The sequence below is a fragment of the Streptomyces sp. NPDC001678 genome (assembly GCF_042892945.1).
GTDB lineage: Bacteria > Actinomycetota > Actinomycetes > Streptomycetales > Streptomycetaceae > Streptomyces.
Window position 1 is genome coordinate 14,123 of record NZ_JBIAUP010000021.1, and the last position, 24,851, is coordinate 38,973.

At 70.8% G+C, this 24,851-nt stretch carries 22 protein-coding genes and 1 pseudogene; 8 read left to right on the forward strand and 15 right to left on the reverse strand.

Annotated elements, in window-relative coordinates; translation table 11 throughout:
• Positions 1–7: 7 nt before the first annotated feature.
• Positions 8–775: an SDR family NAD(P)-dependent oxidoreductase gene (locus ACFYZR_RS30225; RefSeq protein ID WP_391916097.1), complete on the reverse strand. Its 768-nt coding sequence runs from the start codon at positions 773–775 to the stop codon at positions 8–10.
• 212 nt (positions 776–987) lie between these two features.
• Between ACFYZR_RS30225 and ACFYZR_RS30230 the strand changes: the two genes are divergently transcribed.
• From ACFYZR_RS30230 to ACFYZR_RS30240, 3 genes are all read left to right on the forward strand, one after another.
• Positions 988–2,514, forward strand: coding sequence for an MFS transporter (locus ACFYZR_RS30230; RefSeq protein WP_391916099.1), 1,527 nt, complete (start codon positions 988–990; stop codon positions 2,512–2,514).
• Positions 2,515–2,761: 247 nt separating this feature from the next.
• Entirely contained in the window at positions 2,762–3,670 is a 909-nt protein-coding gene (locus ACFYZR_RS30235) for a chitosanase (protein WP_391916102.1), read from the forward strand.
• 85 nt (positions 3,671–3,755) lie between these two features.
• Positions 3,756–4,727 (forward strand): GNAT family N-acetyltransferase, encoded by a 972-nt coding sequence (locus ACFYZR_RS30240; protein WP_391916105.1) that lies wholly within the window; start codon positions 3,756–3,758, stop codon positions 4,725–4,727.
• 5 nt (positions 4,728–4,732) lie between these two features.
• Here ACFYZR_RS30240 and ACFYZR_RS30245 read toward each other — a convergent pair whose 3' ends face one another.
• From ACFYZR_RS30245 to ACFYZR_RS30260, 4 genes are all read right to left on the reverse strand, one after another.
• Positions 4,733–6,928, reverse strand: a complete 2,196-nt coding sequence (locus ACFYZR_RS30245; RefSeq protein WP_391916106.1) for a hypothetical protein — start codon at positions 6,926–6,928, stop codon at positions 4,733–4,735.
• Between the two features lie 216 nt (positions 6,929–7,144).
• Positions 7,145–7,729: a TetR/AcrR family transcriptional regulator gene (locus tag ACFYZR_RS30250; protein ID WP_391916300.1), complete on the reverse strand. Its 585-nt coding sequence runs from the start codon at positions 7,727–7,729 to the stop codon at positions 7,145–7,147.
• Between the two features lie 327 nt (positions 7,730–8,056).
• Positions 8,057–9,133 carry an alpha/beta hydrolase gene (locus ACFYZR_RS30255; RefSeq protein WP_391916109.1) on the reverse strand — a complete coding sequence of 359 codons (1,077 nt, stop codon included), beginning with the start codon at positions 9,131–9,133 and terminating at the stop codon, positions 8,057–8,059.
• Positions 9,134–9,293: 160 nt separating this feature from the next.
• Positions 9,294–10,316, reverse strand: coding sequence for an Lrp/AsnC family transcriptional regulator (locus ACFYZR_RS30260; protein WP_391916111.1), 1,023 nt, complete (start codon positions 10,314–10,316; stop codon positions 9,294–9,296).
• 134 nt (positions 10,317–10,450) lie between these two features.
• Here ACFYZR_RS30260 and ACFYZR_RS30265 point away from each other — a divergent pair, with 134 nt between their 5' ends.
• From ACFYZR_RS30265 to ACFYZR_RS30275, 3 genes are all read left to right on the forward strand, one after another.
• Positions 10,451–12,031 (forward strand): MFS transporter, encoded by a 1,581-nt coding sequence (locus ACFYZR_RS30265; RefSeq protein WP_391916114.1) that lies wholly within the window; start codon positions 10,451–10,453, stop codon positions 12,029–12,031.
• A gap of 338 nt (positions 12,032–12,369) precedes the next feature.
• Positions 12,370–13,161: a serine protease gene (locus tag ACFYZR_RS30270; RefSeq protein WP_391916117.1), complete on the forward strand. Its 792-nt coding sequence runs from the start codon at positions 12,370–12,372 to the stop codon at positions 13,159–13,161.
• A gap of 131 nt (positions 13,162–13,292) precedes the next feature.
• Complete coding sequence (locus tag ACFYZR_RS30275; protein ID WP_391916120.1) at positions 13,293–13,745, forward strand: iron chaperone; 453 nt, start codon at positions 13,293–13,295, stop codon at positions 13,743–13,745.
• Positions 13,746–13,826: 81 nt separating this feature from the next.
• On the opposite strand, the gene ACFYZR_RS30280 is transcribed toward ACFYZR_RS30275, so the two are convergent.
• The gene (locus tag ACFYZR_RS30280; RefSeq protein ID WP_391916302.1) at positions 13,827–14,879 is read right to left on the reverse strand and encodes an alpha/beta hydrolase; all 1,053 of its coding nucleotides are present in this window, start codon (positions 14,877–14,879) and stop codon (positions 13,827–13,829) included.
• 162 nt (positions 14,880–15,041) lie between these two features.
• Complete coding sequence (locus tag ACFYZR_RS30285) at positions 15,042–16,388, reverse strand: xylan 1,4-beta-xylosidase (protein WP_391916123.1); 1,347 nt, start codon at positions 16,386–16,388, stop codon at positions 15,042–15,044.
• A gap of 370 nt (positions 16,389–16,758) precedes the next feature.
• On the opposite strand from ACFYZR_RS30285, the gene ACFYZR_RS30290 reads away from it, so the two are divergent.
• On the forward strand, positions 16,759–17,259 hold the full coding sequence (locus ACFYZR_RS30290; RefSeq protein WP_391916125.1) for a hypothetical protein: 501 nt from the start codon (positions 16,759–16,761) through the stop codon (positions 17,257–17,259).
• Between the two features lie 66 nt (positions 17,260–17,325).
• On the opposite strand, the gene ACFYZR_RS30295 is transcribed toward ACFYZR_RS30290, so the two are convergent.
• Complete coding sequence (locus ACFYZR_RS30295; RefSeq protein ID WP_391916128.1) at positions 17,326–18,063, reverse strand: SDR family oxidoreductase; 738 nt, start codon at positions 18,061–18,063, stop codon at positions 17,326–17,328.
• Positions 18,064–18,234: 171 nt separating this feature from the next.
• Here ACFYZR_RS30295 and ACFYZR_RS30300 point away from each other — a divergent pair, with 171 nt between their 5' ends.
• On the forward strand, positions 18,235–18,747 hold the full coding sequence (locus ACFYZR_RS30300) for a GNAT family N-acetyltransferase (RefSeq protein WP_391916305.1): 513 nt from the start codon (positions 18,235–18,237) through the stop codon (positions 18,745–18,747).
• Positions 18,748–18,798: 51 nt separating this feature from the next.
• Here the strand turns inward: ACFYZR_RS30300 and ACFYZR_RS30305 are convergent, their stop codons facing one another.
• The 7 genes and pseudogenes from ACFYZR_RS30305 to ACFYZR_RS30335 all read right to left on the reverse strand — a co-directional run bounded on the left by ACFYZR_RS30305 (position 18,799) and on the right by ACFYZR_RS30335 (position 24,657).
• Positions 18,799–19,647 carry a class I SAM-dependent methyltransferase gene (locus ACFYZR_RS30305; protein ID WP_391916130.1) on the reverse strand — a complete coding sequence of 283 codons (849 nt, stop codon included), beginning with the start codon at positions 19,645–19,647 and terminating at the stop codon, positions 18,799–18,801.
• Between the two features lie 714 nt (positions 19,648–20,361).
• A complete protein-coding gene (locus ACFYZR_RS30310; protein ID WP_391916132.1) occupies positions 20,362–20,634 on the reverse strand; it encodes a hypothetical protein in 273 nt (90 codons plus the stop codon).
• A pseudogene (locus ACFYZR_RS30315) lies at positions 20,622–21,439 on the reverse strand (IS5 family transposase). Before ACFYZR_RS30315 ends, ACFYZR_RS30310 begins: the two are co-directional and overlap by 13 nt.
• Positions 21,440–21,585: 146 nt before the next feature.
• Positions 21,586–22,089 (reverse strand): hypothetical protein, encoded by a 504-nt coding sequence (locus ACFYZR_RS30320; RefSeq protein ID WP_391916135.1) that lies wholly within the window; start codon positions 22,087–22,089, stop codon positions 21,586–21,588.
• A 350-nt stretch (positions 22,090–22,439) separates the two neighbouring features.
• Positions 22,440–23,264, reverse strand: coding sequence for a GNAT family N-acetyltransferase (locus ACFYZR_RS30325; RefSeq protein WP_391916137.1), 825 nt, complete (start codon positions 23,262–23,264; stop codon positions 22,440–22,442).
• Between the two features lie 389 nt (positions 23,265–23,653).
• Positions 23,654–24,157, reverse strand: coding sequence for a hypothetical protein (locus ACFYZR_RS30330; protein ID WP_391916139.1), 504 nt, complete (start codon positions 24,155–24,157; stop codon positions 23,654–23,656).
• 83 nt (positions 24,158–24,240) lie between these two features.
• Entirely contained in the window at positions 24,241–24,657 is a 417-nt protein-coding gene (locus tag ACFYZR_RS30335; protein WP_391916141.1) for a hypothetical protein, read from the reverse strand.
• Positions 24,658–24,851 lie beyond the last annotated feature (194 nt).

The window sequence follows — 24,851 nt, forward strand, 5'->3', positions numbered from 1 at the left end:
CCAGCGGTCAGGGCTCCTGCGCCGTGGGCCGCACCATGATCTCGTTGACGGCGGCGTGCGGCGGCTGGGTCACCATGAAGACGACGGCCCGGGCGATGTCGTCGGCGCGCAGCCACGCCTCCCGCGGCATGCCGGGCGCGACCGGTTCCCAGTCGTTGCCGGCGGTCATCTCCGTGGCGGTCAGTCCGGGCTCCACCACGCCCACCCGGACGGCCCGGCCGGTCAACTCCTGGCGCAGCGCCTCGCTGAAGACGCACACCGCGTGTTTGGTCGCCGAGTAGACGCTGTTGTTCTTGCGGACGATACGGCCGGCCACGGAGCTGATGTTGACGAGGTCGGCGACCCCGCGCCGCCCGTCCGCGGCCGCGCCCACCAGGTGGGGCAAGGCCGCCCGCGCGATGTTCAGGACGGCGGTGAAGTTGAGGTCCACCATCCGCCGCCACTGCTCCGGGTCGCCCTCCTCGACCGCGCCCCGGGCCACGTAACCGGCGCTGTTGACGACCACGTCCAGCCGCCCCAGGCTCCGCACCGCGTCCTCGACGGCGTCACGGGCCCGCGCGTCCTCGCTCAGGTCGGCGGGGAGTACGGCACACGTGCCTCCCTCGCCGCGGATCGTGGCGGCCAGCCGCTCCAGCCGTTCGGCGCGCCGGGCAACGAGAGCGAGTCCCGCGCCCTGCCGGGCCAGGGCGAGAGCGATGGCCGCCCCGATGCCGCTCGACGCGCCCGTCACCAGCGCGGCGCACCCCGACAGCGGTGCGTCGGTCGTATCCCTCACCCTGCCTCCTCATATATGGCGATGGCCGATGAGTAACCGGTACCCGGTGCCCGCGCCGGGATAGCACCCGACCGCGTCTGCGCAGGTGCGCCCGCCCTCCCGCGCCCTTTCGGCCGATACAGCCGCTGGGCGAGGCATGTACGCTTGAAACCGGAAATGAGACATCGATGTCTCATTGGAAACATCAATGCCTCGAACGAGGAGAGATACCCATGACCAGCACCGCCTCAACGCCCGCCCCCGTGCGGTCGCGCTGGCTACAGCTGGCCATCCTGTGCGCGTCCGTCCTGCTCATCGCCATGGACGCCACGATTCTCAACGCGGCGCTGCCCTCCCTGGTACGGGACCTGGGCGCCGACGCGACCCAGCAGCTGTGGATCGTGGACGCCTACGCGCTGGTGCTGTCCGGACTGCTGGTGACGGCCGGCGCTCTCGGAGACCGCTGGGGACGCAAGAGACTGCTGCTGATCGGCTTCGCCCTCTTCGGACTGGCCTCCGCGCTCGCCACCGTGGTCACCGGCCCGGCCGGCCTGATCGCCGTTCGTGCCCTGCTGGGCGTCGGCGGTGCCGCGATCATGCCGTCCACGCTCTCGATGATCCGGGCCGCCTTCACCGACGCGCGCGAGCGCACGGTCGCCGTGGGCGTCTGGTCCGCCATGGCCGCGGGCGGCATGGCGGCGGGCCCCCTCGTGGGCGGCCTGCTCATGCAGCACTTCAGCTGGCAGGCCGCCTTCCTGGTCAATGTGCTGGTGGTCCTCGTCGCCCTGGTCGCGGGCGCGCTGTGGCTGACGGAGTCCACGGGCCGGGCCCACGCCGGGCTCGACGCCTTCAGCGTGGCCCTGTCGATGGCGGGCGTGGTCGCGCTCGTCTTCGGCGTCAAGCAGATCGGCAAGGCCGGACTCCTCGCCCCCAGCACCCTGGTGGCGCTGACGGCGGGCGCCGTCCTGCTCGTCCGGTTCGTACGCCGGCAGCTCCGTCTCGAACACCCCCTGCTGGACGTACGCCTCTTCGCCAACCGGACGTTCAACGCGGCCGCGATCGCCATCCTGCTGACGATGGCCACCGAGGCCATCGTGCTCTTCCTGCTCACCCAGCACTTCCAGATGGCCCAGGGACTGAGCGCCTTCGAGTCCGGGGTGCGGCTGCTGCCGATGACCCTGGCCCTGCTGGCCGCCGCCCCGGCCGCCTCCGGGCTGATCCACCGCTTCGGCGTGCGCGCCGTCACCGTGGGCGCCCTGACGCTGGTCGCGCTCGGCGCGCTGTTGCTGGGCCTGACCGTCGACGGCGGCTACGCGGCGGTGGCCGGGGCCCTGGTGCTCCTCGGCGCGGGCGGCGGAGCCATGTTCACCGCGTCCTCGGTGACCCTGATGGCGGCCGTCCCGCCGGAGCGGGCGGGCGGCGCGGCCGCCGTCGACGAGATGTCCTTCGAACTGGGCGGAGCGCTCGGCATCGCCGTCCTCGGCAGCCTCGCCGCGGCCCTCTTCCGCGGCACGGTCGCCGGCGCCGCGCCCGGCCTGCCCGCGCACACCGCCGAGCAGGCCGGGGAATCGCTGGCCGGCGCGCTGTCGGTGGCCGAGCGCCTGCCCGGGGACGGCGCGCGCCTGGCCGAGGCCGCGAAGGCGGCGTTCACCGACTCCTTCGCCACCACCAGCCTGATCTCCGCCGGCGTCATGGCCATGGTGGCCGTCCTGGCCGCCGTCCTCATCCCGCGCGCGTTCACGCCCTCGAACGACGGGTGACGTCCGGACCCGAACCACGGCTGACAGCGCGAATCCGCCTGACGGGGCCGGTACTCGTAGAGCGAACCGCTGGGACCCCGCTCGCCGGGGCCCCAGCGACGCGCCAGGGCCGGAACGCGCAGGTTCAGCCAAGCGGGTCGGAAAGACCGGGGCCCGGCCCGGACGCTTGTGGCCACTGCCACCCCACGGCTATCCAAGGACCACAACAGCCCCCTCCGGCCCTTGAACCCCGCCCCGGGAGAAGCCCATGCGTGACCGGCCAGCCCGAGGAAACCCTCAGAGCCCTCAGAGCCTTCAGAACGCTCGGACCGCTCGGACCGCTCGAAGAGATCTCCGGATCGCCTGTGCCGGCCTGGCGGTCGCCCTCACCGTCGGCGCCGCGCGCACCCCCGAGGCCGGCCTCGACTGCCCGCCCGCCAAGGAAGTGGCGATGGAACTGGTCGCCAGCGCCGAGAACTCCACCCTCGACTGGAGGAGCCAGTACCAGTACATCGAGGACATCGGCGACGGCCAGGGCTACACCGGCGGCATCATCGGCTTCTGCTCGGGCACCGGGGACATGCTCGAGGTCGTCACCCTCTACACCCGGCACAAACCCGCCAACCCCCTCGCCCCGTTCCTCCCCGCACTGCGCAAGGTCAACGGCACCTCCTCCCACGCCGGACTGGGCGACCCCTTCGTCAAGGCGTGGAAGGCGGCCGCCGCCGACGAGGCGTTCCAGGCCGCGCAGGAAGAGGAACGCGACCATGTCTACTTCGACCCCTCGGTGCGGCGGGCCAAGGAGGACGGGCTGCGCACGCTCGGACAGTTCATCTACTTCGACGCCATCGTCATGCACGGCGGTGGCGACGACCGGAACGGTTTCGGCTCCATCCGCAAGAACGCCATGGCCAAGGCCAAGCCGCCGGCCCTGGGCGGGGACGAGACGACCTACCTCAACGCCTTCCTCGACGCCCGCAAGGACGCCATCAAACGCGCCACGGTCCACGGCAACACCAGCCGCGTCGACACCGAACAGCGCGTCTTCCTCAACGAACGGAACTTCACCCTCGAACCACCGCTGCGCTGGAAGACCTACGGCGACCCGTACGAAATCCGGAACTGGCCGAGCCCCGACGCCCATCACCCGGCCCGGCCGGGTCACCGAGCGGACTGACCGTCGCCCGAGCGGAAAACGCGCAGGACATGCGGTTGGCGAAAATCCTTCGACGCACGCTTTATCCCTATATACGGTTTCGCCTATGAACGTCACCCTCAAGCCGCTCCGCGCAGCCGACGCCCGCGACCTCACGGAGCTGCGGCGAGAGGTCGAGCGCGTCGACAGCACCGGCACGCACGAGGACGAGGCGGACGTCCTGCACGAGCTCACCGACCCCAAGCTGGACCTGGCCCGCAACACCACGGGCGTCTGGCAGGAGGGCCGGCTGGTGGCGTACGCGATGGTGCACGAGCCCGAGAACGTCCGGGACATCGCCCGCTTCGGCACCGCCGCCGCCGTCCACCCGGCCCTCCGCCGCCGGGGGACCGGAGAGCGCCTCACCGGCTGGATGCTCACCCGGGCCCGGGACATCTGGGCCGAGCGCCACCAAGGCGACGGCGTGCCGGGAGAATTGCTCATCGATGGGGTGGCCACGAACGAGGGGTTCGCCGCCCTGGCCGAGCGCGCCGGATTCAAGCCCTGCCGCTACTGGTTCAGCATGGGACACGAGCTGCGCACGCGTGACCTGCCCACCCCGGGCACACCGGACGGGCTGCGCCTGGTGCCCTTCGACCGGGCCCTCGACGAGGCCACCCGCGACGCGCACAACGACGCCTTCCGCGACCACTGGAGCTTCACCGAGACGGACCGCACCGACTGGGAGACCTGGTTCACCGGCGACCGTTCCTTCCGCGCCGGGCTCTCCGCGCTCCTGCTCGACGCCGACGACCGCGTGGCCGCGTACCTCCTCGCCGACGAGTACGTCGCCGACGGAGCGGCCACCGGGCTTCGCGCCTGCGCGGTCGGCCACCTGGGCACCCGGCCGGCCCACCGGGGCCGGGGCGCGGCGCGCGCCCTGCTGGCGCACACGCTGGCTGAGGCCCGTCGCCGGGGCTACGACAGGGTGGAACTGGTCGTCGACGCCGACAACCCCACCGGAGCGCTGGGGCTCTACCAGCGGATGGGCTTCGCGACGGAACGGGAGTTCATCACATACGCCCGGCCGCTGTCCTGATCGCTCTACAGGTCGTCGCGGTGGGAGGTCAGACGGTCCCGCACCCGCGCGTGCCGGAACTGGAACACCGCACCGGCCTGGCGCAGCACGCCCCGCCGGTGGGCGTCATGAAGGAAGCGCATCAGCCGCCAGGGCAGCCGCCCCGTCAGGGCCAGCAGGGCATGGGCGAACACGAAGGCCCCCCACGGACGGCCGAGCATGACCACCAGACCGCACGCCACCCCGAAGGCGATCCCCGTGCCGAAGGCGAACCCCGGGTCGTCGGCGGGCGGGAAGACGACACCGCTCACGACCGCCCCCACCGCGCTGTAGGCGAAGCGGCCCACCCGCCCGTACGACAGATGGCCCACGGTCCACCCGGCGAGCGCGCCGGCGAGGCCGAAGACCGTGTTGAACGTCAGCCCGCCGACCGGCCCCAGGGACGGCCAGGCGGAGACCCGGGGATCCGTGAAGGCGAACACCGTCCCGAACGTGAGCCCGAAGGGGAGTGCGAAGGAGACCCCCAGAACGATCGTGGACACCCGGTCCTGTTCGAAGGCCAACCCCGGGCTCGCCACCTTCGTCGCGTCCGACGGGGCCCGCAGCCACGCGTGCAGGGCGACGGCCAGCCCGAACGGCGCGCCGAGCACGAGCTGGGCCCAGCACGGCAGCTCGAACCCGAAACCCAGCGCCATGCCCGTCACGCACCCGAGCGCGAACCTCAGGGCGAACACCCTGACCGTGCCCCGCAGCCGGATCTCCACCCGGGCCGGCGAGGGCCGCCGGGACGGCACGGCCTGGACGAGGAAACCGGCCGAGCCGAAGGCGGTGCCGAAGACCAGCCCGATCACCGGGCCGCCCGCCGCCGCCCCGATGAAGCCGAACATCAGCCCCGAGACGACCCCGAAGACCAGCCCCGCGACCCACCCGGGAACGGCGCACGCCACCTGCCACCACGCCAGGTCATGGGTGCCGTTCCGCGCCATGTGACGGGCGATGAACCCCAGCCAGCCGCGCGCGTCCTCAAGGCCGTAGCTCCCCGGAGCCCTGCCCGGGGCCCCGGGCGGCGCCGGACGCGGACGGTAGACGGCCGGGAGGAAGGCCGTGAGCAGATGCCGCTCGACGCTCTCCCGGTCGGGCAGGCGCAGCAACTCGCGCGGGTCCTTCGCCGGCGGCGCGTAGATCACCCGGGCGAGCGCCACCATGAGGGGGCTGGTCAGGGCCCGGGACAGCGGGAGGTCCGGGAAGTCCGGGCGGTCGCGGAGCTCCGCGAGCAGGGACTGCCAACGGGTGTCCTCCCACGGTCTGTCGGCGGTCAGGAAGCCCTCGGCCTGACGGACGCCGATCGGCAGCATCTCCTTCACCACCGCCCGGCTCAGCACCCGTCCCGACCGCTCGACCGCCCGCTCGTACTCGGCGACACGACAGGTGAGAACCAGCAGATCCTGTCCGCTGTCGTCCAGTTCGCCGAGGGCGGACGCGTGAAGGGCCTCCGACATCTCGTCCAGGCCGTCCAGCAGCAGGAAGACATGCCCCCCGGTGACCAGCCGCTGCGCGACACCGGCACCGTAGGCCTCCTTGTCGGCCAGGAACGGGTACTCCTCGACCAGCCGGCGAGCCAGCCAGGTCCGCAGATGCTCCACCCCCGGGACCCAGGTGTTCCCCGAGTCCCACGAGGACGCGGTCAGGAGCACCGGAACCGGATCACCCGGCTCGTACGAGCCGAGCAGCCCCAGCGTCAGGAGCATCACCCAGACCGTCTTGCCGGACCCGCGTTCTCCCAGCATCACCAAGTGCCCCTGGGGGAGCGCGCGGAACGCCCGTACCAGCTCGTCCAGATCGACGCAGCGCCCCAGCGCCTCCGAGGCGGCACGGCCCGCCGACGTGGCGCGGCCCGCCGAGGCGGTGGGCCCCGCCTGCCCGGCGGGCGTCGTGGGCGCGGCGGCCGTACGTACGGCCACCGCCCGGCGGGTGTTCGCCCACTGCAAACGGATGGGCTCCGGGCGCCGCAGCCCCTGGGCGGCCACCTCCCCCTCCCACTGCCGCCGGACCTCGTCCGCGAGCCTGGACTTGGCGGCTTCCAGCCGCTCCCGGGAGTCGTCCTTCGGCTGGCCGGCGAAGGAGATCCTCCCGATGTTCCGCGCCTGGATCACCGATCCGCGCACCCGGCCACCCGACATCGCGTTCTCGGTACGCCCGGCGTCATCCGTCTCCGCTGTCATCGCAAGCCCCTCCCCGGCCGGTCGTATCCAGCAGCATCTGGCGGGCAGTTGGCTGAAAGTCAACCATGGGCCAAGCCCCGGCGCGCCCCCGCTCGTATGAGTGAGAAGGGGGCACGGAAGCACTCCGGGGGCGCACACGGGGCAGCGGGAAAGCGCCTCACGCGGGCGCGTGCGACGCTCCGGCGCTCCGGCGCGGTGACGAGCGTTGGCGGGCGTTCACGGGCGCGTGGCGACCCCTGGAGGGAGGGCCGGCGGGAAGACGCGCGTGATGTGGTAGTCGAGGACCGCCCGTACGTCCGTCAGCGAGCGGCGCTCGTGCACGACGTCGAGGCCCAGGCCGGTGATGCCGGAGACGAGCAGGTCCGCCTCGTGCAGTGGGTCGAGGCCCGGCGCCGTCATCCCGGCCGCCCGGCCCGCCTCGACGATGTCCGCGACGAACCGCTCCAGCGGCTGGTCGGCGGTGAGGAAGACCGCGGCGAGGGCGGGATCGGTCAGACTGCGGGCGTAGTACGCCGCGAACACCCTCAGGGCGTGGGCGCGTTGCTCGTCAAGGGGCAGGAATTCGAGCAGTACGGCCCGCAGCAGCACGCGCGGATCCGTCGTGTCCTCGGGGACGCGTGCTCTGGCCAGCCGTTCGTTCTCCTCGTGCAGCAGGCGCAGCGCGTCGACGAGGAGGGCGTGCTTGCCGTCGAAGTGGTACTGGACCACGCGCAGTGAGACCCCGGCCTCGTCCGCGACACGGCGCATGCTCGCGGCGTGCAGGCCGTGCTCGGCCGCGATGCGCCACAGCGCCTCGGCGATCCGGCGCCGTTGGCGTTCCCGGGTGCCGGACGCCCGCGCCGGGGCGGGCGCGGGCGCGGGCGGGGTGCCGGGTGCGGGCAGGCGCTGCTTGCGCCGCCGGTACGCGCGGGCCTGACAGCTCCGCGAGCAGTAGACGGCGGGGCGTCCGCCCCGACGACCGGGGTCTGCTCGGGTGGGTGCCGGGCGGCTTCGTCCCGGTCCTGCTCGCGCACGCCGCCCTCGTCGGCACCGGTGTCGTGCTCGGGGGCTGGGCCTACACACAGGCGAAGGCCATCGGCCGCCGGGAGTGAGGCGCGCGTCTGGGAGAGGTGCCAGGGGGAGGGGGCTTCAGGGGGAGAGGGGCGGACCTTCCAGGTGGTCGCTGATCCACTTCATGGGGGCCGCCATGTTCGCTCCGTAGGTGGCGCCGTTGTGGCTGCCGCCGGGTATCTCCCAGAGCTTGGTGTGGACAGGGCCTCTGCCATAGGAGCGCATAAAGTTCTTGACGCTCCTCATGGTGGCGGCGTTCTCTCTCGTGCCGACCTGGAAGGAGAGGTAGACGTCCGGCCCCTTGGTGTCGATCAGCTGTTTGGCCAGCACTTCGGGGTTGTTCTCGGCCTTCTCCTTCTCGTGGCCGTTCCACAGCGGCGAGTCGGGCACGACGTCCGGGCCGTTGGCTATGACGGCCTTGAACTTGTCCGGGTGCTTCAGCACGGCCTTCAGGCCGGCGAATCCACCGGTCGAGGAGCCCATGAACGCCCAGCCGTCCCGCGACTTGAGCGTACGGAAGTTGGCGCGCATCAGGTCCGGGACGTCCTCGGTCAGCCAGGTGCCCATCTTCGGCTGCCCCGGGATGTCACTGCCGTCCCAGTAGATGCCCTTGTCGCCTGGGCCGGGGTTCAGCACCGGCATCGCCAGCAGGAACGGCCTGCTCGTACCCTCGTGGAACCATTCGGCGACGCTCTCCTGGAGGGAGAACCCGCCCGGGCGGCCCATCCAGTAGTTGCTCTCGTACCCCGGGCCGCCGGGCAGGGCGATCATCACGGGGAAGCCGCTCTTCGCGTACTTCGGGTCGTCCGTGTACTCCTTGGGCGCCCAGACCCACACCTTGCCCTTGAAACCGGACTTCCCGCCCTCCAGGGTCACGACGCCGATCTTCGACCCGTCGCCCAGGGTCTCGGCGTTGGTGAAGGCGGCCTCGGGCCCGGTGGGCAGCAGGGTCCGGGTGTCCGCCGGCTTGCCGCTCACCGCCCGGCCGACCCGGCCGTAGCTGACGGGTTCGCCCTTGTCCGTGAACGGCGGAATCTCGAAGAAGCTCATCGCCGGCCACGCGGCCACCCCCAGCACCGCGACCGATGACACCACCATGACGACGCGGCGGCGCCGGGCGCGGGCCGCGCGGGTTTCGGTGAATCGATTCGTCATCGCAGTGCTCCGGATGGGGCCGACTGATCCGGACAAGAACCGCCGCCCAACAGCTTAATGCGCCAGAGCTGTTACTTACCGTGATAAGAGGGCCGATCGGGTGACCGCGGTATCGCCTGGGCGGCGACGGAGCGTGCGCCGCCGCAGCGCCCGCCCCGCCTCATGGCGCGGTCGGAACGAACGGCCCCGCTGTCTTGATGGTGCGGTGGATGGGCGCCGTGCTGGTGCCCAGGATGCCGGGCAGGGCGGCGACGCGGCCGGTGAGGTAGCGGTAGAAGGACCCGGCGTCGTGTGTGGTGATGCTGGCGAAGATGTTCGTCGGGCCCGTCGTGGCGGCGGCGAAGGCCACTTCCGGGTGGGAGGCGAGCGCCTCTCCCGCCGCGTCGAGATGTGACGGCTCCACGCTCAGCCACAGCGAGGCCCGGAAATTCCGCTCCAGGACCCGCGGGGCGTACTCCACGTCGAAGTAGAGCACCCCGGCCGACCGCAGCTCCGCCAGCCTGCGGCGGACCGTGGTCTGCGACCAGCCGGTCGCCGAGGCGAGCTCGCCGAAGCCCGCACGGCCGTCCCGTGCCAGCGCGTCGAACAGCCGGCCGTCCGCGTCCTCCAGCGGGTAGGCCGGGGCGGGGTCGGCGAGCGGGGTCTCCGGCGCGTCCTCGGCGTCCCGCGCCTTCAGGGCGGTGACCTGCTCGCTCGTCAGCGGCCCCGTCTTGGTGATCAGGCTGCGGGCCTGGCCGAAGAAGACGTGCAGGAGGCAGTGCGCGGAGACGTCCACGACCCGGGGCGTGCCCGGCAGCTTCTCCAGCAGCGTGTCACCGTACGGGCCCCGCGACCGCACGAGGCAGAAGAGCTCCGTGCCACCTCCCGCGACATGGACCCAGGTGGTGTCCCTGCGCCGGGCCAGCGCCTCACCGATCTGGGCGGCGGCGCTCGGCGCGCAGCGGATCCGGACGAACCAGGGGACCTCGCCGAGCCGCAGCGGGTCGGTGAGCCCCAGGACGCGCAGGGTTCCGGCGGTCCGCAGCCGGGTGTAGCGGCGGGCGACGGTCTGGTCGGACACCCCGAGGACCTCGGCGATCCGGCGGAACGGCGCCCGCCCGTCGACCTGGAGCGCGTGGGCGAGCATCCGGTCCTGCGCGTCGAGTGCCGGGAGGGCAGCACCACGCTCGATGTCGAGATTCACCAAATGAGTGTACGAGCTGTCGGATTCCGCGCGAGAAGCCGCTCCGGCTGGGACGTCAGGGCTGCTTACGCCCATCCTGGGCGGACACGACCGCGTCGTACCAGCACGCGGCCGAACGAAACGGAGTTCCCTCGATGCGCAAGTGGTCGCCCTTGGTGGCGGTATGCCTGGGCGCCTTCATCCTTCTGGTGGACGTCACCATCGTCAATGTGGCGCTGCCGCAGATGGCGGAGGCCCTGGACGCCCCCTTCTCCTCCCTCCAATGGGTCGTCGACGCCTACGCGCTGTCACTGGCCGCGCTGCTCCTCGCCGCGGGCTCGATCGCCGACCTCCACGGACACCGTAAGCTCTACGTGTCCGGCCTCGCCCTCTTCGCCCTGGCCTCCCTGGCCTGTGGCCTCGCCCCGAACGCGGGTGTGCTGGTGGCCGCGCGGGCGGTGCAGGGCGCGGGCGGCGCCGCCATGTTCGCCACCTCGGCGGCCCTGCTCGGCGCCACGTACCACGGCCGTGACCGCGGCACCGCCTTCGGCATCTGGGGAGCCGTCAACGGCGCCGCGGCGGCGACGGGCCCCATCCTGGGCGGCCTGCTCACCGAGCACATCGGATGGCAAGCGATCTTCCTGGTCAACCTGCCCGTCGCCGCCGTCGCCATCCTGCTGACCCTGCGCGTCGTCCGCGCAGACCGGACCGAACAGCCCCAGGCCCGTACCGGCCGGGTGGACGTCCCCGGCGCCGTCACGTTCACCCTCGCGGCGGCGGCCGTGACCTACGGGCTGATCCGGAGCACCGAGGCGGGCTGGACATCACCGACGGTGATGATCTCGTTCACCGTGGCGGCGGCCTCCCTCATCGCCTTCGTCCTCGTGGAGACCCGCCTGGGCCGCCGCGGGGGCCAGCCCATGCTCGACCTCGCGCTGCTGCGCCGCCCGTCCTTCGCCGGGCTCATGGGCGGCGCGCTGCTGCTCCAGGGCGGTGCCTTCGGCTGCCTGGTGCTCGTCTCGCTGTGGCTGCAATCGGTCCTCGGGCTCGGCCCCGTGGAGGGCGGCCTGGCCCTGACCCCCATGGCCGTGGTCTCCTTCCTCGTCGCGGCGATCGCCGGCCGCCACATCCAGCGGCTCGCGCCCCGGCTGCCGATCGGCATCGGCCTGCTCCTGATCGCCGTGGGCATGTACCTGCTGTACGACGCCATGTCCGCCGACGCCACCGCGTCCTCCCTCGCCCTCGGGCTCGCCGTGGGCGGCGCGGGCGTCGGCCTGGCCACCCCCGTCCTGGTCTCCGCCGCCACCGGCAGCGTGCCGCCCCAGCGGATGGGCATGGCGGCCGGCGCGGTCAACACCTTCCGGCAGCTCGGCATGACCCTGGCCATCGCGGTCCTGGGCGCCGTGTTCACCCATACCGCCCAGAAGCGGCTCTCGGGCCTCGTCCCGGACGCACACGACGCCGCGTCCGCCCTGGCCGGGGGCCAGGCGCAACGCCTCGTCGCCGCCGCGCCGCACGGCAACCACGCGGAGGCGCGGGAGCTGGTCCACCGGGTCTTCGCCGACGGCATGCAGGACGTCTTCCTGTGCGCGGCGGCGGCAGCGGCCGTGGGCGGCCTCCTCGTCCTGGCCCTCGTCCGCCCCACGCCACCGCCCCCTGCCCCGGGCACGCCGGGAAGCGCGGGACCGGCCGAGGAAGCGGCCTCCGCCGAGGAGCCGGCGACCGCCGGCCGGTAGTGATTCACAGGCGCGAACAACCGCGCCCGTGATCGGGATTCGGCGGGCGGCAGCACTGACCTGGAGGAACCACTGCCGCCCGTGGCCGGAAGGCCCGGCAGGACTCGCCACCCCGAAGGGACAAGGCGTCCTCAAGGGTTCGCTGTCCGCCGACGAGGATTCACGTTCGATTCCCCTGCCGCAAGGGAAGGATCACCGGTGATGTGGGCGAAGATCGCCCGAGTCGTCGATCGACCGGGGGTGGACAATTGAACCGACTGTGGCCGGGCGCTGCGCGCGGGCGGTGGAGAAGAGTTCTCGCCCCGCTCGGGGCGGTATGGGCAATGATGTGCGGCGCGGTGCCCACCGCGTCGGCGGCCGCCGCGCCGCCCAACCCCATCATCGGGGGCTCCCCGGTGGCGGATGCCGCCACGTACCCGTGGATGGCCCAGGTCCAGTTCGTCGGACCCGACGGGCAGTTCAGAGGGGCATGTGCGGGATCCTTACTGGACCGGCAATGGGTGATCACCGCAGGGCACTGCATCGGGCAGAAGACCACCGTCCGCGTCCAACTGGGCACCACAGCCCGCAAGACCAGCACTTCGGGCAGCACCGGCGTCGTCCAGATCATCCGCCATCCCGGCTTCCGGAATTCGGACCCCATCGAGTACGACGCGGCGCTGTTGCGGCTCGAACAACCCATCACCTTCACTCGGACGATCCAGCCCATCGCCCTGCCGAGCAACCGGCTGGTGCGCTACCCCGGACGCCTGATCACCGCCGGATGGGGCCTGACGAGCGAACCGGGAAAAACCCTTCCTGAGACACTGCAACAGATCACGCAGCGGGAGAGCACCCGCTGCTACCGCGCCCCCGGTATCAACCGCGACGTTCATGTCTGCACCCTGATACGGAACCACAAGGCGACCTGCTACGGAGACTCCGGCGGCCCTCTCATGCACAAGCGCCACGGCCGACTTGAACTCGTCGGACTCACCAGCGGTAGCGTCGGCTCGCAACCGTGCGACGCGGAGGGACACGAGGACTACTTCGCCCGTGTGTCCGGCCTGGTCGACTGGATCCGGCAGGTCACCGGCCTTCCACAGCGCGAAGCGACGGTTCTTGCCGACGCGCCTCAGCCGTCGCGGTGAGCGCGTCGTCCGGCAGCCGACTCGCCGCCGGGCTGCACGGGCGGGATCGTGGCGAGTCGGGTTGTCAGTGGGCCGGAGTAAGGTCCCTCTCACGATCTCGGACACCGAGATCCTCACGGGGGAGGCCTGTCATGAGCAGCACTCAGAGCAACGCGTACGAGGGGTTCACGGCCGAGGAGCGGGCCGCGATGAAGGACCACGCCCAAGAGCTGAAGGCGGCGGCGCGCAGCCGCTCGCGCGCGGACAAGGCGGCGGAGGCGGAGCGGGACGTGCTCGCGAAGATAGCCGAGATGCAGGACTCGGACCGGATCATGGCCGAGCGCGTCCACGCCGTGATCACGGCCGAGGCCCCGGCCCTGGCGCCCAAGCTCTGGTACGGGATGCCCGCCTACGCGCTGGACGGCAAGGTCGTCTGCTTCTTCCAGAGCGCGGAAAAGTTCAAGGCCCGCTACGCGACGCTCGGGTTCAGCGACCAGGCGAAGCTGGACGACGGGCCGATGTGGGCGGCCGGGTTCGCCCTGACCGAGGTGACGGCGGAGGTGGAGGCGCGGATCGGCGCGCTCGTGAAGCAGGCGGTGAGCTGACGCGCGCACGCGCCCGGTGAACAGGCCGGGCTCGCCACCCGGAGCTCACACCGGGCCTCCGTACCCCAGGCGGGAACGTGCTCAGCAGGCGGACCCGCTGTCCGCACCGGGCCCGCCGCTCGCACCGGACCGTGTGAGAACGCGCCGAAGCCAGCGGGAACGGGCGTCGCGGGCGTCCCGGCTGAGAGCCGCCTGCGGAGCGAAGGTGTCGAAGCCGTGAAAGGCTCCGGGCCATACGTGCAGTTCGGCCTGGCCACCGGCCTGCCAGATCGCGTTGGCGTAGGCCACGCCCTCGTCCCTGAAGGTCTCGGCCGACCCGACATCGATATAGGCCGGGGGAAGGCCGGACAGATCCCTGGCCCGCGCGGGAGCCGCATAGGGCGGCAGGTCCGCGGCACCGTACCGGTCGCCCAGCAGCGCCCGCCACGCGGTCGCGTTGGAGGTCCGGTCCCAGATGTCGACGCTGGCCATCTGGTGGCTGGAGAAGGTCTCGTCGCGGTCGTCGAGCATCGGGCACAGGAGCAGCTGCCCGATCGGGGTGGGCCCGCCCCGGTCACGGGTGAGCAGGGCGAGCGCCGCGGCGAGCCCGCCGCCGGCGCTCTTCCCTCCGATGACCACGCGGTCCGCGTCGATGCCCAGCTCGGCCGCGTGCTCGGCCGCCCAGACGAATCCGGCGTAACAGTCCTCCAGCGGTCCGGGGTACCGCGCCCGCGGCGCCAGCCGGTACTCGACAGAGACGACGGCCAACTCCAGCGTGAGAGCCCATTCGCGAAGCAGCCGCGGCAGGACGGACCACGCGTTGCCGGTGATCATTCCGCCACCGTGGATGTAGTACAGCAGCGGCAGCGACCCGGTGAGTCCGGCAGGCCGTGCGCTCACGAGCGTGACGTCCGGCCCGCCCGGCGCTCCTCGCGGCACACGCAGTTCCTCGACCTCGAAGAGGCCGTCGGCCCGGAGATCCCGGACCGTCGGCCTGGGCCGGACCGCGGCATCCCGCTCCTGGCGGGCCGCGAGGTTCTCGGGCGTGAACGGCTGCCTCACACCATCGCCCAGAGCCGCGAGCGCCGCGCCCAGTTCGGGGTCGAACGGGGGCGCGCCGCAAGCCGACGGGAAGGGGCCGGGCTCGGACGGCATGCCGACGGCACTCACGACAGCCCCTCCCGCCGCGTCAGCGCGCCCGCGTACACAGGGCATATCCGTGCGAGATCCATGCGGCTTAGTCAACCAGCTCCCACCTGGAAGGCCGCGACTCACCCCGGAACGCGCCGCAGCCGGCCACCGACCGGGTTCGCCCGCTCAACCGTCCAGCCAGCGCACCTCGTACGGCGCCAGGGCCAGTTCCCGCCCGTCCACCCTGGCCGTGACCCGCTGCCGCTCGGTGTTGACGACGAGCACCACGCCCTCGTGGGCGAGGACCCGGATCCGGGCACCGGCCTCGGCCGCGACGGCGACCCGGCGGAAGGCGGTACACGGCGGGAACTCGCGGGCGAACCTGCTCAGCAGCCGTGCCATGGGCAACTCCCTGCCCCCGTCGTCCAAGTGGGTGCTCCGCCACAGACAACCAGGACAGTCGCCCTCGATCCTCTGCGGGTTCCAGTAAAGGGCGGTGGCGGCCCCGCCCATGGCGAGCTGCATCATCGCCGTGGCCTGCACGGCGGTACGGTGCTGCTCGCTCCAGCCGTCCCGGCCGCCCGCCCGGTCGTCTTCGGCCGGCGGTTCGACGTACCACTCGGCCCACCACACCGGAAGCCCGGTGACCTTCCTCAGCCAGTGGGTGACGTCGGCGAACTTCTCGGTCGCGGCGAACTCGTCGGGGAGCGTCCGGTGCCCTTCCCGGGTGTAACTGGCCCCGTCCACGACCACGAAGTCCGCCCCCGCCTTGTGCTCGTTCCAGTAGCGGATGACGTCGACGGAGCGCCGGTCGAGGCCGCCCCACGGGCCGCGCACCTCCGGTGAGCCGTCCTCGTCACCGGGCGGCTCGTGGTCGACCACCACATACGGGCCGCCGACGAGGCATTCCGGCCTCTGCCGCTTCAGCTCGGCGTGGACGAGGTTGTACAACTCGGTGTACCCCTCGTAGTCCCAGCGGCGCTTGTCCTCGTCGTAGAAACCCTTCAGCTCGTTCCACACGAGGAAGTGCCGGATGTCCGGATACCGGCGCGCCACCACGCCCGCGAGCCGTGCGAAGTCGGCGTAGTGGTCGGGGCCGGGAGCCGCCTCCAGCCGCGACCAGTCGGTACGCCCCTTCCGCCCGCCCTTCATCCAGTCGGGAGCGCCGCACAGGGTGAGGACGGGGTCCGCGCCGGTGGCCCGCATCAGCGCGACACGCTGGTCGAGGGCCTCGAAGTCGTAGCGCCCGGGCGAGGGTTCGGGGTTCTCCGCGCCCCAGCCCATGAGGTGCTGGTTCTGCGCCATGGGCTGTGCGGAGAGCAGGGCGCCGGCCCGCCGCGTGGCATCCGGTACGCCGTGGTCCGCGCTGTACTGGGTGTGGGTGAACCCCCAGCCCAGATGCGTCCCGTCCTGATCGCCCCGCGCGCCGGAGGACTGCCCCTGCTCACCCCCACGCGCGCCGAACAACCCACCGAGCCCCAGCCGCCCCAAGCCGGACAGCGCCGACTTCCACACCCCATCGTTTGGCCCCACGGCGACCAGAGTATTCGTGATCGTCCGGATTTCCCATGGGTCCGGGCCAGGACTACGGCAAGCGTACGCCGGCGGCCGATGCCGGAAACCCGCCAGCCCTCCCAGCCCTCTCCGTCCTCCCCGGCGCCCGTGACGCCACCGGCGGAGATGCCTCGTGGCGCGGCCTGGAGCGCGTATTCACCTCGCCGACGGCGAAGCGCCTCCTCACCGGGGACCTTCAGCCCCCATCCCGTGATCACGGCTCCGCACAGGCCCTGGTTCCGGGCGAGGTCGTAGGCGGCGAACAGGTGCCGGACCCCGTGCGGGCGGGGCGGGGCTGGAGGCTGAACGGCCCGAAAGGGTTCCCGAGACATCTGCGATCATGGCCTGAATGTCTTCCGATCTTCTTCGCACCACCCCGTCCATCGCCTTCAACAGGGAAAATGGCGTTCTCGACGTCTCCGGCCCCGCCATCCCCCGGGTGAGGATCGCCCGTGACTGGCGTGCCAAGCGCGCCAAGGACGTGCCGATCGGGACCCGTGCCGCGAAGGAACTCACGATCAGTGTCGATGACACCGTGGTGGTACTGCTCCCGGGCCGGCCCGGTCTCACCCGGCGTTCCCACACGGTGAGTGTCCAGTGCGAAGAGGCGACCTATGAGTTCGTCCCGCACTCGTACCGGAGGAGTCGGCTGATCAGGGACGGTCGGTGCATCGGCCGGTTCCGGACGCGGATCACCGGGCGCACGAAAGCCGAGTGGGAGCCGCAGGCGGACGTCCGACCGCTCGACGTGTCCATCGGCCACGCGCTCGCGGTCGCCTTCGGCACGGGCGCCCGCCCGGCGTGGCTGGACGCGATCGACAGCGCCGCCGACTTCATGTCCCCCCTGTGACGAACCGGCCGGGGCTGTCGGCGAACAGGCCCCAGCGACGCCGGCACGGCCAGGCACCTGACGGTGTCAGCGCAGGGCGTAACCACCGTCGGGGTAGAGCGTCGAGCCGGTCATGAAGGTGTTCGTGAACAGGAAGAGCACCGCGTCGGCGATCTCGCCCTCCGTGCCGGGCCGGTGCAGCAGGGCGTCGCGTCCGTACTGGGCGAAGCTCGCCCGGCGTACGTCGGCGGGGCGCTGCGCCCAGAGGTTGCCGTCGACCGTGCCGGGCGCGACGACGTTGACCCGGACCGGCGCGAGCTCCACCGCGAGCCCGCGTCCGAGCCCCTCGATCGCCGCGTTGCAGGCCACGTAGGCGGGTGCGGCGGCCGGGGGACGTACGCTCGCGGCGCCGGACATCAGCACGATGGAGGCATGGGCGGTGAGCTTCGCGGCCGCGTGCTTGACGGCGTGGTACTGCCCCCAGAATTTCGAGACGAAGGGGCTCTCGGCCTCGCTGTCGGTGAGCTCCCGCATGGGGCCCACCTGGTAGGAGGCCGCCGGGGTGAAGAGATGGTCGATCCGGTCGACGGAGTCGAAGAACGCGGCCAGTGATGCCTGGTCAGTGGTGTCGACCACGCCCCAGCTCGCCTGTTCCCCGAGCGACTCCGCGGCCGCCGCCAGCTTCCCGGCGCTCCGTCCACCGATCACAACGCGGGCCCCACCGGCGACGGCCCGGCGCGCGACCTCCAACCCGATGCCCGAACTCCCGCCGACGATGACGACGTCGCGGTTGGCGAGCGGGGCGGGGGAGGGGAGGGTGGTCATGCGATTCGCCTTTCGGTGGGACGCGGACTCTTCCTGTAGGAACCCCACCGGTGATCGTTTGATTCCGCACCGAAACGACCGCCCCGGCCCACCACTGTTGTTCGCTGTTGCCCGCCGACGCGAAAATCAGGAGACCCACAGCAGGCCCGCAAGGAGAATGCGTTCATGCCGATGCCTATCCGAGCGGTGCGCAGCGAAGACCTTCCTCTACTCCAGGACATCGAACGGGCCGCCGGGCGATGCTTCCGCGACATCGGCATGCCTGAGATCGCCGACGACGAGCCCCCGTCGATCGCGGAACTCGCCCGCTACCAGCACGCCGGGATGGCGTGGGTCGCTGTCGACCACGCCGATGTCCCCGTGGCCTACCTCATCGCCGAGCACATCGATGGAAATCTTCACATCGAACAGGTATCGGTGCACCCCGAGAGCTCGCGCCGACGTATCGGACGTTCTCTGCTGGACCACCTCGCACACCGAGCCGAAGCCGAGGGGATCCCGGCGCTCACCCTCACCACCTTCAAGGACGTGCCCTGGAACGCACCGTACTACGTACGCTGCGGCTTCCAGCCGCTCGCCGAGCACGCCCTCGGCCCGGGCCTGCGAAGGGTCCGCGAGCGGGAAGCCGAGCACGGGCTGGACCGGTGGCCACGCCTGGCCATGCGCCGGCCCTCCGGCACATGAGGGGAGGCCGGGCCGGATCGCCCGGAAGCTAGAGCACGGTGACCATGTGTGCTAGGAGACAGGGGCTGTGGGCCGGGTGGCGGTGACGACGTAGTAGTCGAGGATGCCTTCCTCGTATGCGCGGAGGAAGTTGCGGGGCCATGCGTCGGGCCCGGAGACGTGGGCGATCCAGCGGTCCCAGCCCTGCCACACGGCCGGCCCGATCGACACGGCACGGGTCTGCGTGAGTCCGGCACGGTGGAGGGCGTCGGTCACGTGGGTGACGGGGTGGGCGAGGTCGAGGCCGTTGGCGTAGCAGTCGAGGTGTTCGGCGAGGTACTCGGCGTGGCCGGGGATGTCGTCGGTGGTGAAGAAGCTGACGATCACGGCGTGCCCGCCGGGGCGCAGGACACGGGCTGTCTCGTGTCCGAAGGCGGCCAGGTCACTGAAGTGCTGGGCGGCTTCCACGCTGTAGAGGCAGTCGAATTCCTCGTCGCCGAACGGCATGCCCTCGGCCGCGCCCTGGACGAAGCCGAGGTGCTGTGGCCGGTCCGCCAGCACGCGGGAGTTGGCCTCCCGGGCTCGCTCGACCTGTCGTGGGTGGATGTCCATGCCGGTGACTTGCGCGAAGCCGTACTCCTGGAGCGCCAACGCGGTCCCGACCCCGGTACCGGAACCGACCTCCAACGCCCGGAGCCGCCCGGTGGTCGGCAGGGCGTCGAGGACGTGCCGGTACATGTCCTGCTGGCTGCGGACACGGTCCTCGTGGGAGAGGCCGTAGTCGAGGTCGACGGCCTGCCAGTGGCCGAAGTTGATGAACCCTCCGGCGAAAATGGGATTCGAGCCGAGGTCGGCCGCTCCATAGGCCTTCCGCACCGCGGGCGGGATCGGCCGCTGGATCGGCTGGGGCTCGCGTATCAATTCCGGTGCCTCCTCGGGGCAGGGCGTATCGCCCTTCACACATCAGACAGTCGCGGGGGAGTGGGTGGCAGTCTAATGACATGAACAGGAGGTGTCTGCCCGTCTTTCTGTCATCCTGGGCTCCGAAGTCAGCACCGAACCAGCACCGGAATTCGAGCACTACCCTCAATGCCCACCGCCCAAGGGAGAGGGCACGCCCGGCGGCACTTACCGATAGCTACGGTACGTAGTGAAGCAAGAGCCTCCACCGCCCTGGCCGGCGAGCTTTCCTTGCCACAGCAGGTCAGCCCGGTCACCGGGGTTAAGGCGTGTCCGACGGGTCGCGTGACCGAGTCGTGTTGGCGTCGTTCCGGCCAGCGTGGGGCGGGCGTGTCCGATGGCGCCGAGCCTGATGGGGGTGCCCGGTGTGTGGCGCGCGCCCTGAAGGCGCCTGTGCGCTACTGCAGGGCATATCTATGACGAGCTCTACAGGCTGACCATGGCCGGTATTCGACGGGGCCATCGTGCTCCGCACCGAGCTGAAGGAGTCTGCCATGCGTGTGTTGAAGACCAGGGGAACCGCGCCTGCCTCAACAGCCGTGGCACTGCTGCTCGCTGTGGGCTTCCCTCTGGCGGGACCGGCAACCGCCGCCCACGCCGTGGCCGTCGACGTCGCCTGCAAGGGCACAGAGCAAATAACCCCCCCGGCCTGACGCTGAAGTCTCAGACGGTGCATTACTCCGGAGAGAACCTGATCAGCCCGTGCACCTCCACGGATCCCACACTGACCGGCGTTGAGCCGCGCATGTTCACCGGCGACTTCGTCGCGTCCTGCTTCACGCCGAGAAGGTCATCACCGACGCCCAGCCGAGGATGCAGCAGTGTCTCCAGCCCGGCGGGCTGACCCGCCAGACCGGTCTCATCACTGTGACGGTCCATAAGCCGTAGCCACGGGCGCGGACGTCGCGCCATGAGAGGCAGCGCGACGTCCGCCATCAGCGCAGCCACAGCCGGATCGATGCCAGGGTCACCGCGCCGTGGTAGACGTACGCTCGCTTGTCGTACCGGGTCGCCACGGCACGGGCTCCCTTCATCGCGTTGACGGTCCACTCGGCTTCATTCCTGGCATAACATGCCCGGTCGAAGCCGGCGGGACGGTCGCCCCGGCTGCCACGGCGTCGGCGGTTGGCTCGTTGGTCCCGGCGTTCGGGGACGGTGTGCGGGATCTGCCGTCGCCGCAGGTAGCGGCGGTTTCGACGGGAGCTGTATGCCTTGTCGGCGCACAGATGGGACGGGCGGGTCCGCGGGCGGCCTCCGGCGGGACGCAGGACGCGGATGCGCTCCAGGACCGGGATCAGTTGCGGGCCGTCGCCCCACTGTCCGGGCGTGAGCACGACGGCCAGCGGCCGACCGCTTCGTCGGGACGATGCGCGGTAGGCCGACGGCGTCGCCCGGGTATCCGCACCGGTCGGTGGCGAGCTCCGGCGGCATGCTGGTGGACACGGCACACGGTGGAGTCCACGCTCACCACACTCCAGTCGATCCGGCCCTCCGCGTCGGCATCAGCCTGGACCGCACGAAAGATCCTCTCCCATGTACCGTCCGCCGACCAGCGTCGGTGGCGGTCATGAACGGTCCTCCACTTCCCGAAACGCTCGGGAAGATCCCGCCATGGAACACCGGTCCGCAGCCGGAAAAGAATGCCGTTGATAACAGCGCGGTGCTCCTTCCAACGCCCGCCCCGGCCCGCGTTCTTCGGAAGGTGTGGCTCCAGCCGAGCCCACTCCCGATCAGACAGATCACCCCGCCCCATGCAGGGCCGAACGACCCGTCATACAGACCGTCACCCGACCCGTCGGACAGACCCTGGGCCGCCTGGGCCGGTTGTGCGTGGGTCCAGCTGTCGACGATGCGCCGACCGCCGTGCTACGACGGCGCCGCGGCAACATGCTGGGAGTGTTAGCTGCAGTTCGAGTACGGGTTGTTGTTGGTGTTGCTCACGCCGCCGTAGGAGAAGTTCCACGTCGAGGTCTGGCCGGAGCACGAGTGCCCGTTGGCGGTGAAGTTCCAGTTGCCGGTGTACTCGCGGGTGTTCGTTACGTTAGTCACTGGAATGTACCCGGCGTCAAACCAATACGTTCCGTTGTTCAGCACCGGCTTGTTCGAGTTCACGGAGCTGTTCGAGCTGGACTTCACGTCGACCTGGCCGAAGCTCCAGTTGTTGACGTAGTTGGTGTTCCACAGGTTGACCTCGGTGTAGGCACCGTTGCAGTTCCACCCGAGGTAGAACTGGCCGATGGTCTGCGTGCCCACCTTGATGCTCTGGATGGCCCCGAGCACCTGGCCACCTGGGGGACAGCTCGCCGCATTGGCGGATCCGGTTCCGGCGGAGGTGAACGTGAGGCTAGCCGCAACAACGGCGAGCGCAGCCGAGGTCGTGCGTATACGGGCATGTATCCGCATGATTCCCCCTGGAAGTCATCGAGATGATCGACGCCACTCCTTGGCATGCTCATGCTCTCATCGGACTTGCGCCTGCCCCAGAGTCACTCCCGGCCATTCGAGCAGGGCGAATGGATGCTTCGGGTGAAATGGCGAGCGTGTGTGAATAGTATCGAGTGATGTCATGGGTGCATATGTTCCGATATAAGGCTAATTCAAGATTACCTCATGGCCCCTCTGATCTCGCGGCCTTGACCTGGGGGTGCCCTGGGTTGGGTGAGACGAGGCGGTGGTACCGACCGGGAACGGACTCGCCGTCTACCGGTGCTGTTTGGTCGCGCTCAGGACGATCGCGGGTCCGCTGCCCTGAGTCAGGCGCCGTCGGCGGGTTCGGCGATCAACGCAGTGGCGATGCGGCGGAAACCTGCCCGGGCGTAGATCCGGGCCACATCGTCGTCGCCTGCCGAGAGGAAGACGGTCTCCACGCCCCACCGCTTCAGGGCGTCCGTCGCCAACGCCGCCGTGATTGCGAGGGCGAGACCGCGTCGCCGTGCGGTCGGCAGGGTGCCGACGCCGGCGATCTCGCTGACGGAGCCCACGGGCTGGTGCTGTCCGGAGCACAGCACTGTGTCATCGCGCAGGGCGGCGACGAGTACCGACGTACCGTCCCTGAGGCGCGCCGTGAGACGTGCCACCGAGCCATCCTCGGTCAGGGCGCGTGCCTTTTCGGCCAGCTGGGCCGGGCCCGTCGTGCCGATGTGGGTGCCTGGTTCGGCGAAGGCGAGATGGGCGGCGGCGAGTGCGTCAGCGAGCGCAGGGTCGTCCGGACCGATGGTGCGGACCGTCACGCCCTTGGCCACGGTGGAGACGGGGGCGTCCGGGCCGAGCACCATCAACGGGTGCTCGTGCACGGTGAGCCCCGCCGCCTCGGCCGCAGCCCGGAGAGAAGGAGTCGTCTCGGCGACCCACTCAAAGCTTTCGGGCACCCCGAGTTCACGCTGGCGCGCACGGACGCGGGCCACGTCCTCGGGGCCGACCACGCCGGGTCGGCCGAGAGCCGGGCGGGCATAGTACGGCCAGCCGCCTCGGCCCTCCTGCACGAACAGGGTCAGCAGTCCGAAGTCCTCGGCCCGCGCACCGGTGCGCGGGACGGCGTCGTAGTACGCCTCCAGCCTGGCAAGCTGATCGGAGAACACGGTGGCATCCAAGCAGTTGCGGTCATGGCCCGCCACCGGATTCGCGCTGGGACGCCGCCACCGCGCTGCGCAAGCAAGCCGAACGGCGGGTCGACGTGTTCGCTGCGGCCGATCTGCGAATGCTCCGCGCCATCGTTGACCGGCGTCCCGACGAAGCGTGGCTCGGGGCCATGGCGGCCGCCGCTCTCGGCATGGTCCCCGTGACCGTCCGGGTTTCTGTCCTGATGGGTGTGGGGCTCCCGTGCGTGGTCAGTGCCAGGACTTCGATGCCGCCACCCTGCCCCGGCCGGCCTTGAAGGTCGCTGCGTCGCGGACAAGTGAGGAAGCCCGGCCGGCGCGGCGCCTGCCGACTGTGGCCAGGGTTTGCAGGCGCCGCCTCCACTCAGCGGTCACATGGTGACGTCGAGCATGTAGTTGTTGGTGATCAGGAACGTGACCAGGCCCGTCCCAGTGCCGAATGTCCCGGTGCCGGAGTCCCGCCCCTGGCCGCCGGTGCTGCGTTCGGTGGCGTTGCCGGATGCGGCGGTGGAGTCCCGGTCGAAGCGGCGGTCGATCGTGAACTGGATGACCTGTCCCGTGTCGGTCCGCTTGAGGCTGTCGGTGGTCCTCGTGGTGAAGAGGAGGTCTCCGCTGCTGGTCACCGAGCCGGAGATCGTGAGCTCGGCGGGGAAGGACGCATCCGGCGTCGCGCAGCGGAAGCCGCTGCCGCTTTTGCCGTCGACGGCGCCGTTGAGGGGATGGACGTTTACGTTGATCGAGCCGGCGCAGTTGAAGGTCGCCAGCCGCCCGCGAGCAGTGTCGGCCGCAGCGGACGGTGCTGTGGCAATCGCCGTCAGGAGCAGGGCGGTTACCGTACCGACGGCGGCCCGACTACGAGTGGACGCAGGGAACATTACGGTCCTCCTTCGGCCTACGGATCTTGCAGAACATGACAAGCGCACACGTTGCGGAGGGCTCAGAATGCCTGGGTGGTGTTTCAGGTGGCCTGGCTGGTGGGATGGGCCAGGTCGGTCGAAACCCCGCTGAGGTGGCGGTCGGCGCCGAGGGAACCGATGTAGCGGCCCCTGGTGCCGTCGGACCAGGGGATGACGAAGTAGATGTAGTTGCCGTCCACGAAGCCCTGCTCGATGGTGCCCGTCGCGCTGCTGCCGCTCTTCGAGGCGGTGCCGGTGAGGTTCCCTTGGGCGTCCTGGGTCACGGTGAGCGTGGCGATGAGCACGTTGCTCTGGTAGATGGACCAGGTCCCGCCGGCATTGAAGCCGGGCGCCTTCATGAGCCTCGCGACGGACAAGGAGGCGGACTGATGGTGGGCGGCGTCTGCCGTGGGAGCCAGAGCGATACCGCCGATGCCGGCAGTAAGGGCGAGGCAGACGGCGGCGAATCTGGGACGCATGCAAAATCCCCCCATTTTAGTGGGACTTATCTGGCATGAGCCGTGTCGCGCACGAGCATGACAGTTCCGGCAACTCCGCACCAGAGGTCACCGAATTGGGTGAAGTTTGCCTATTGGTTGACGATCGGCTGTGAGCCTCCTACCAGAGGCCGGTTGCCAGCCTCCGCAACCCGTCGGGCAGGCGCTAACGTATG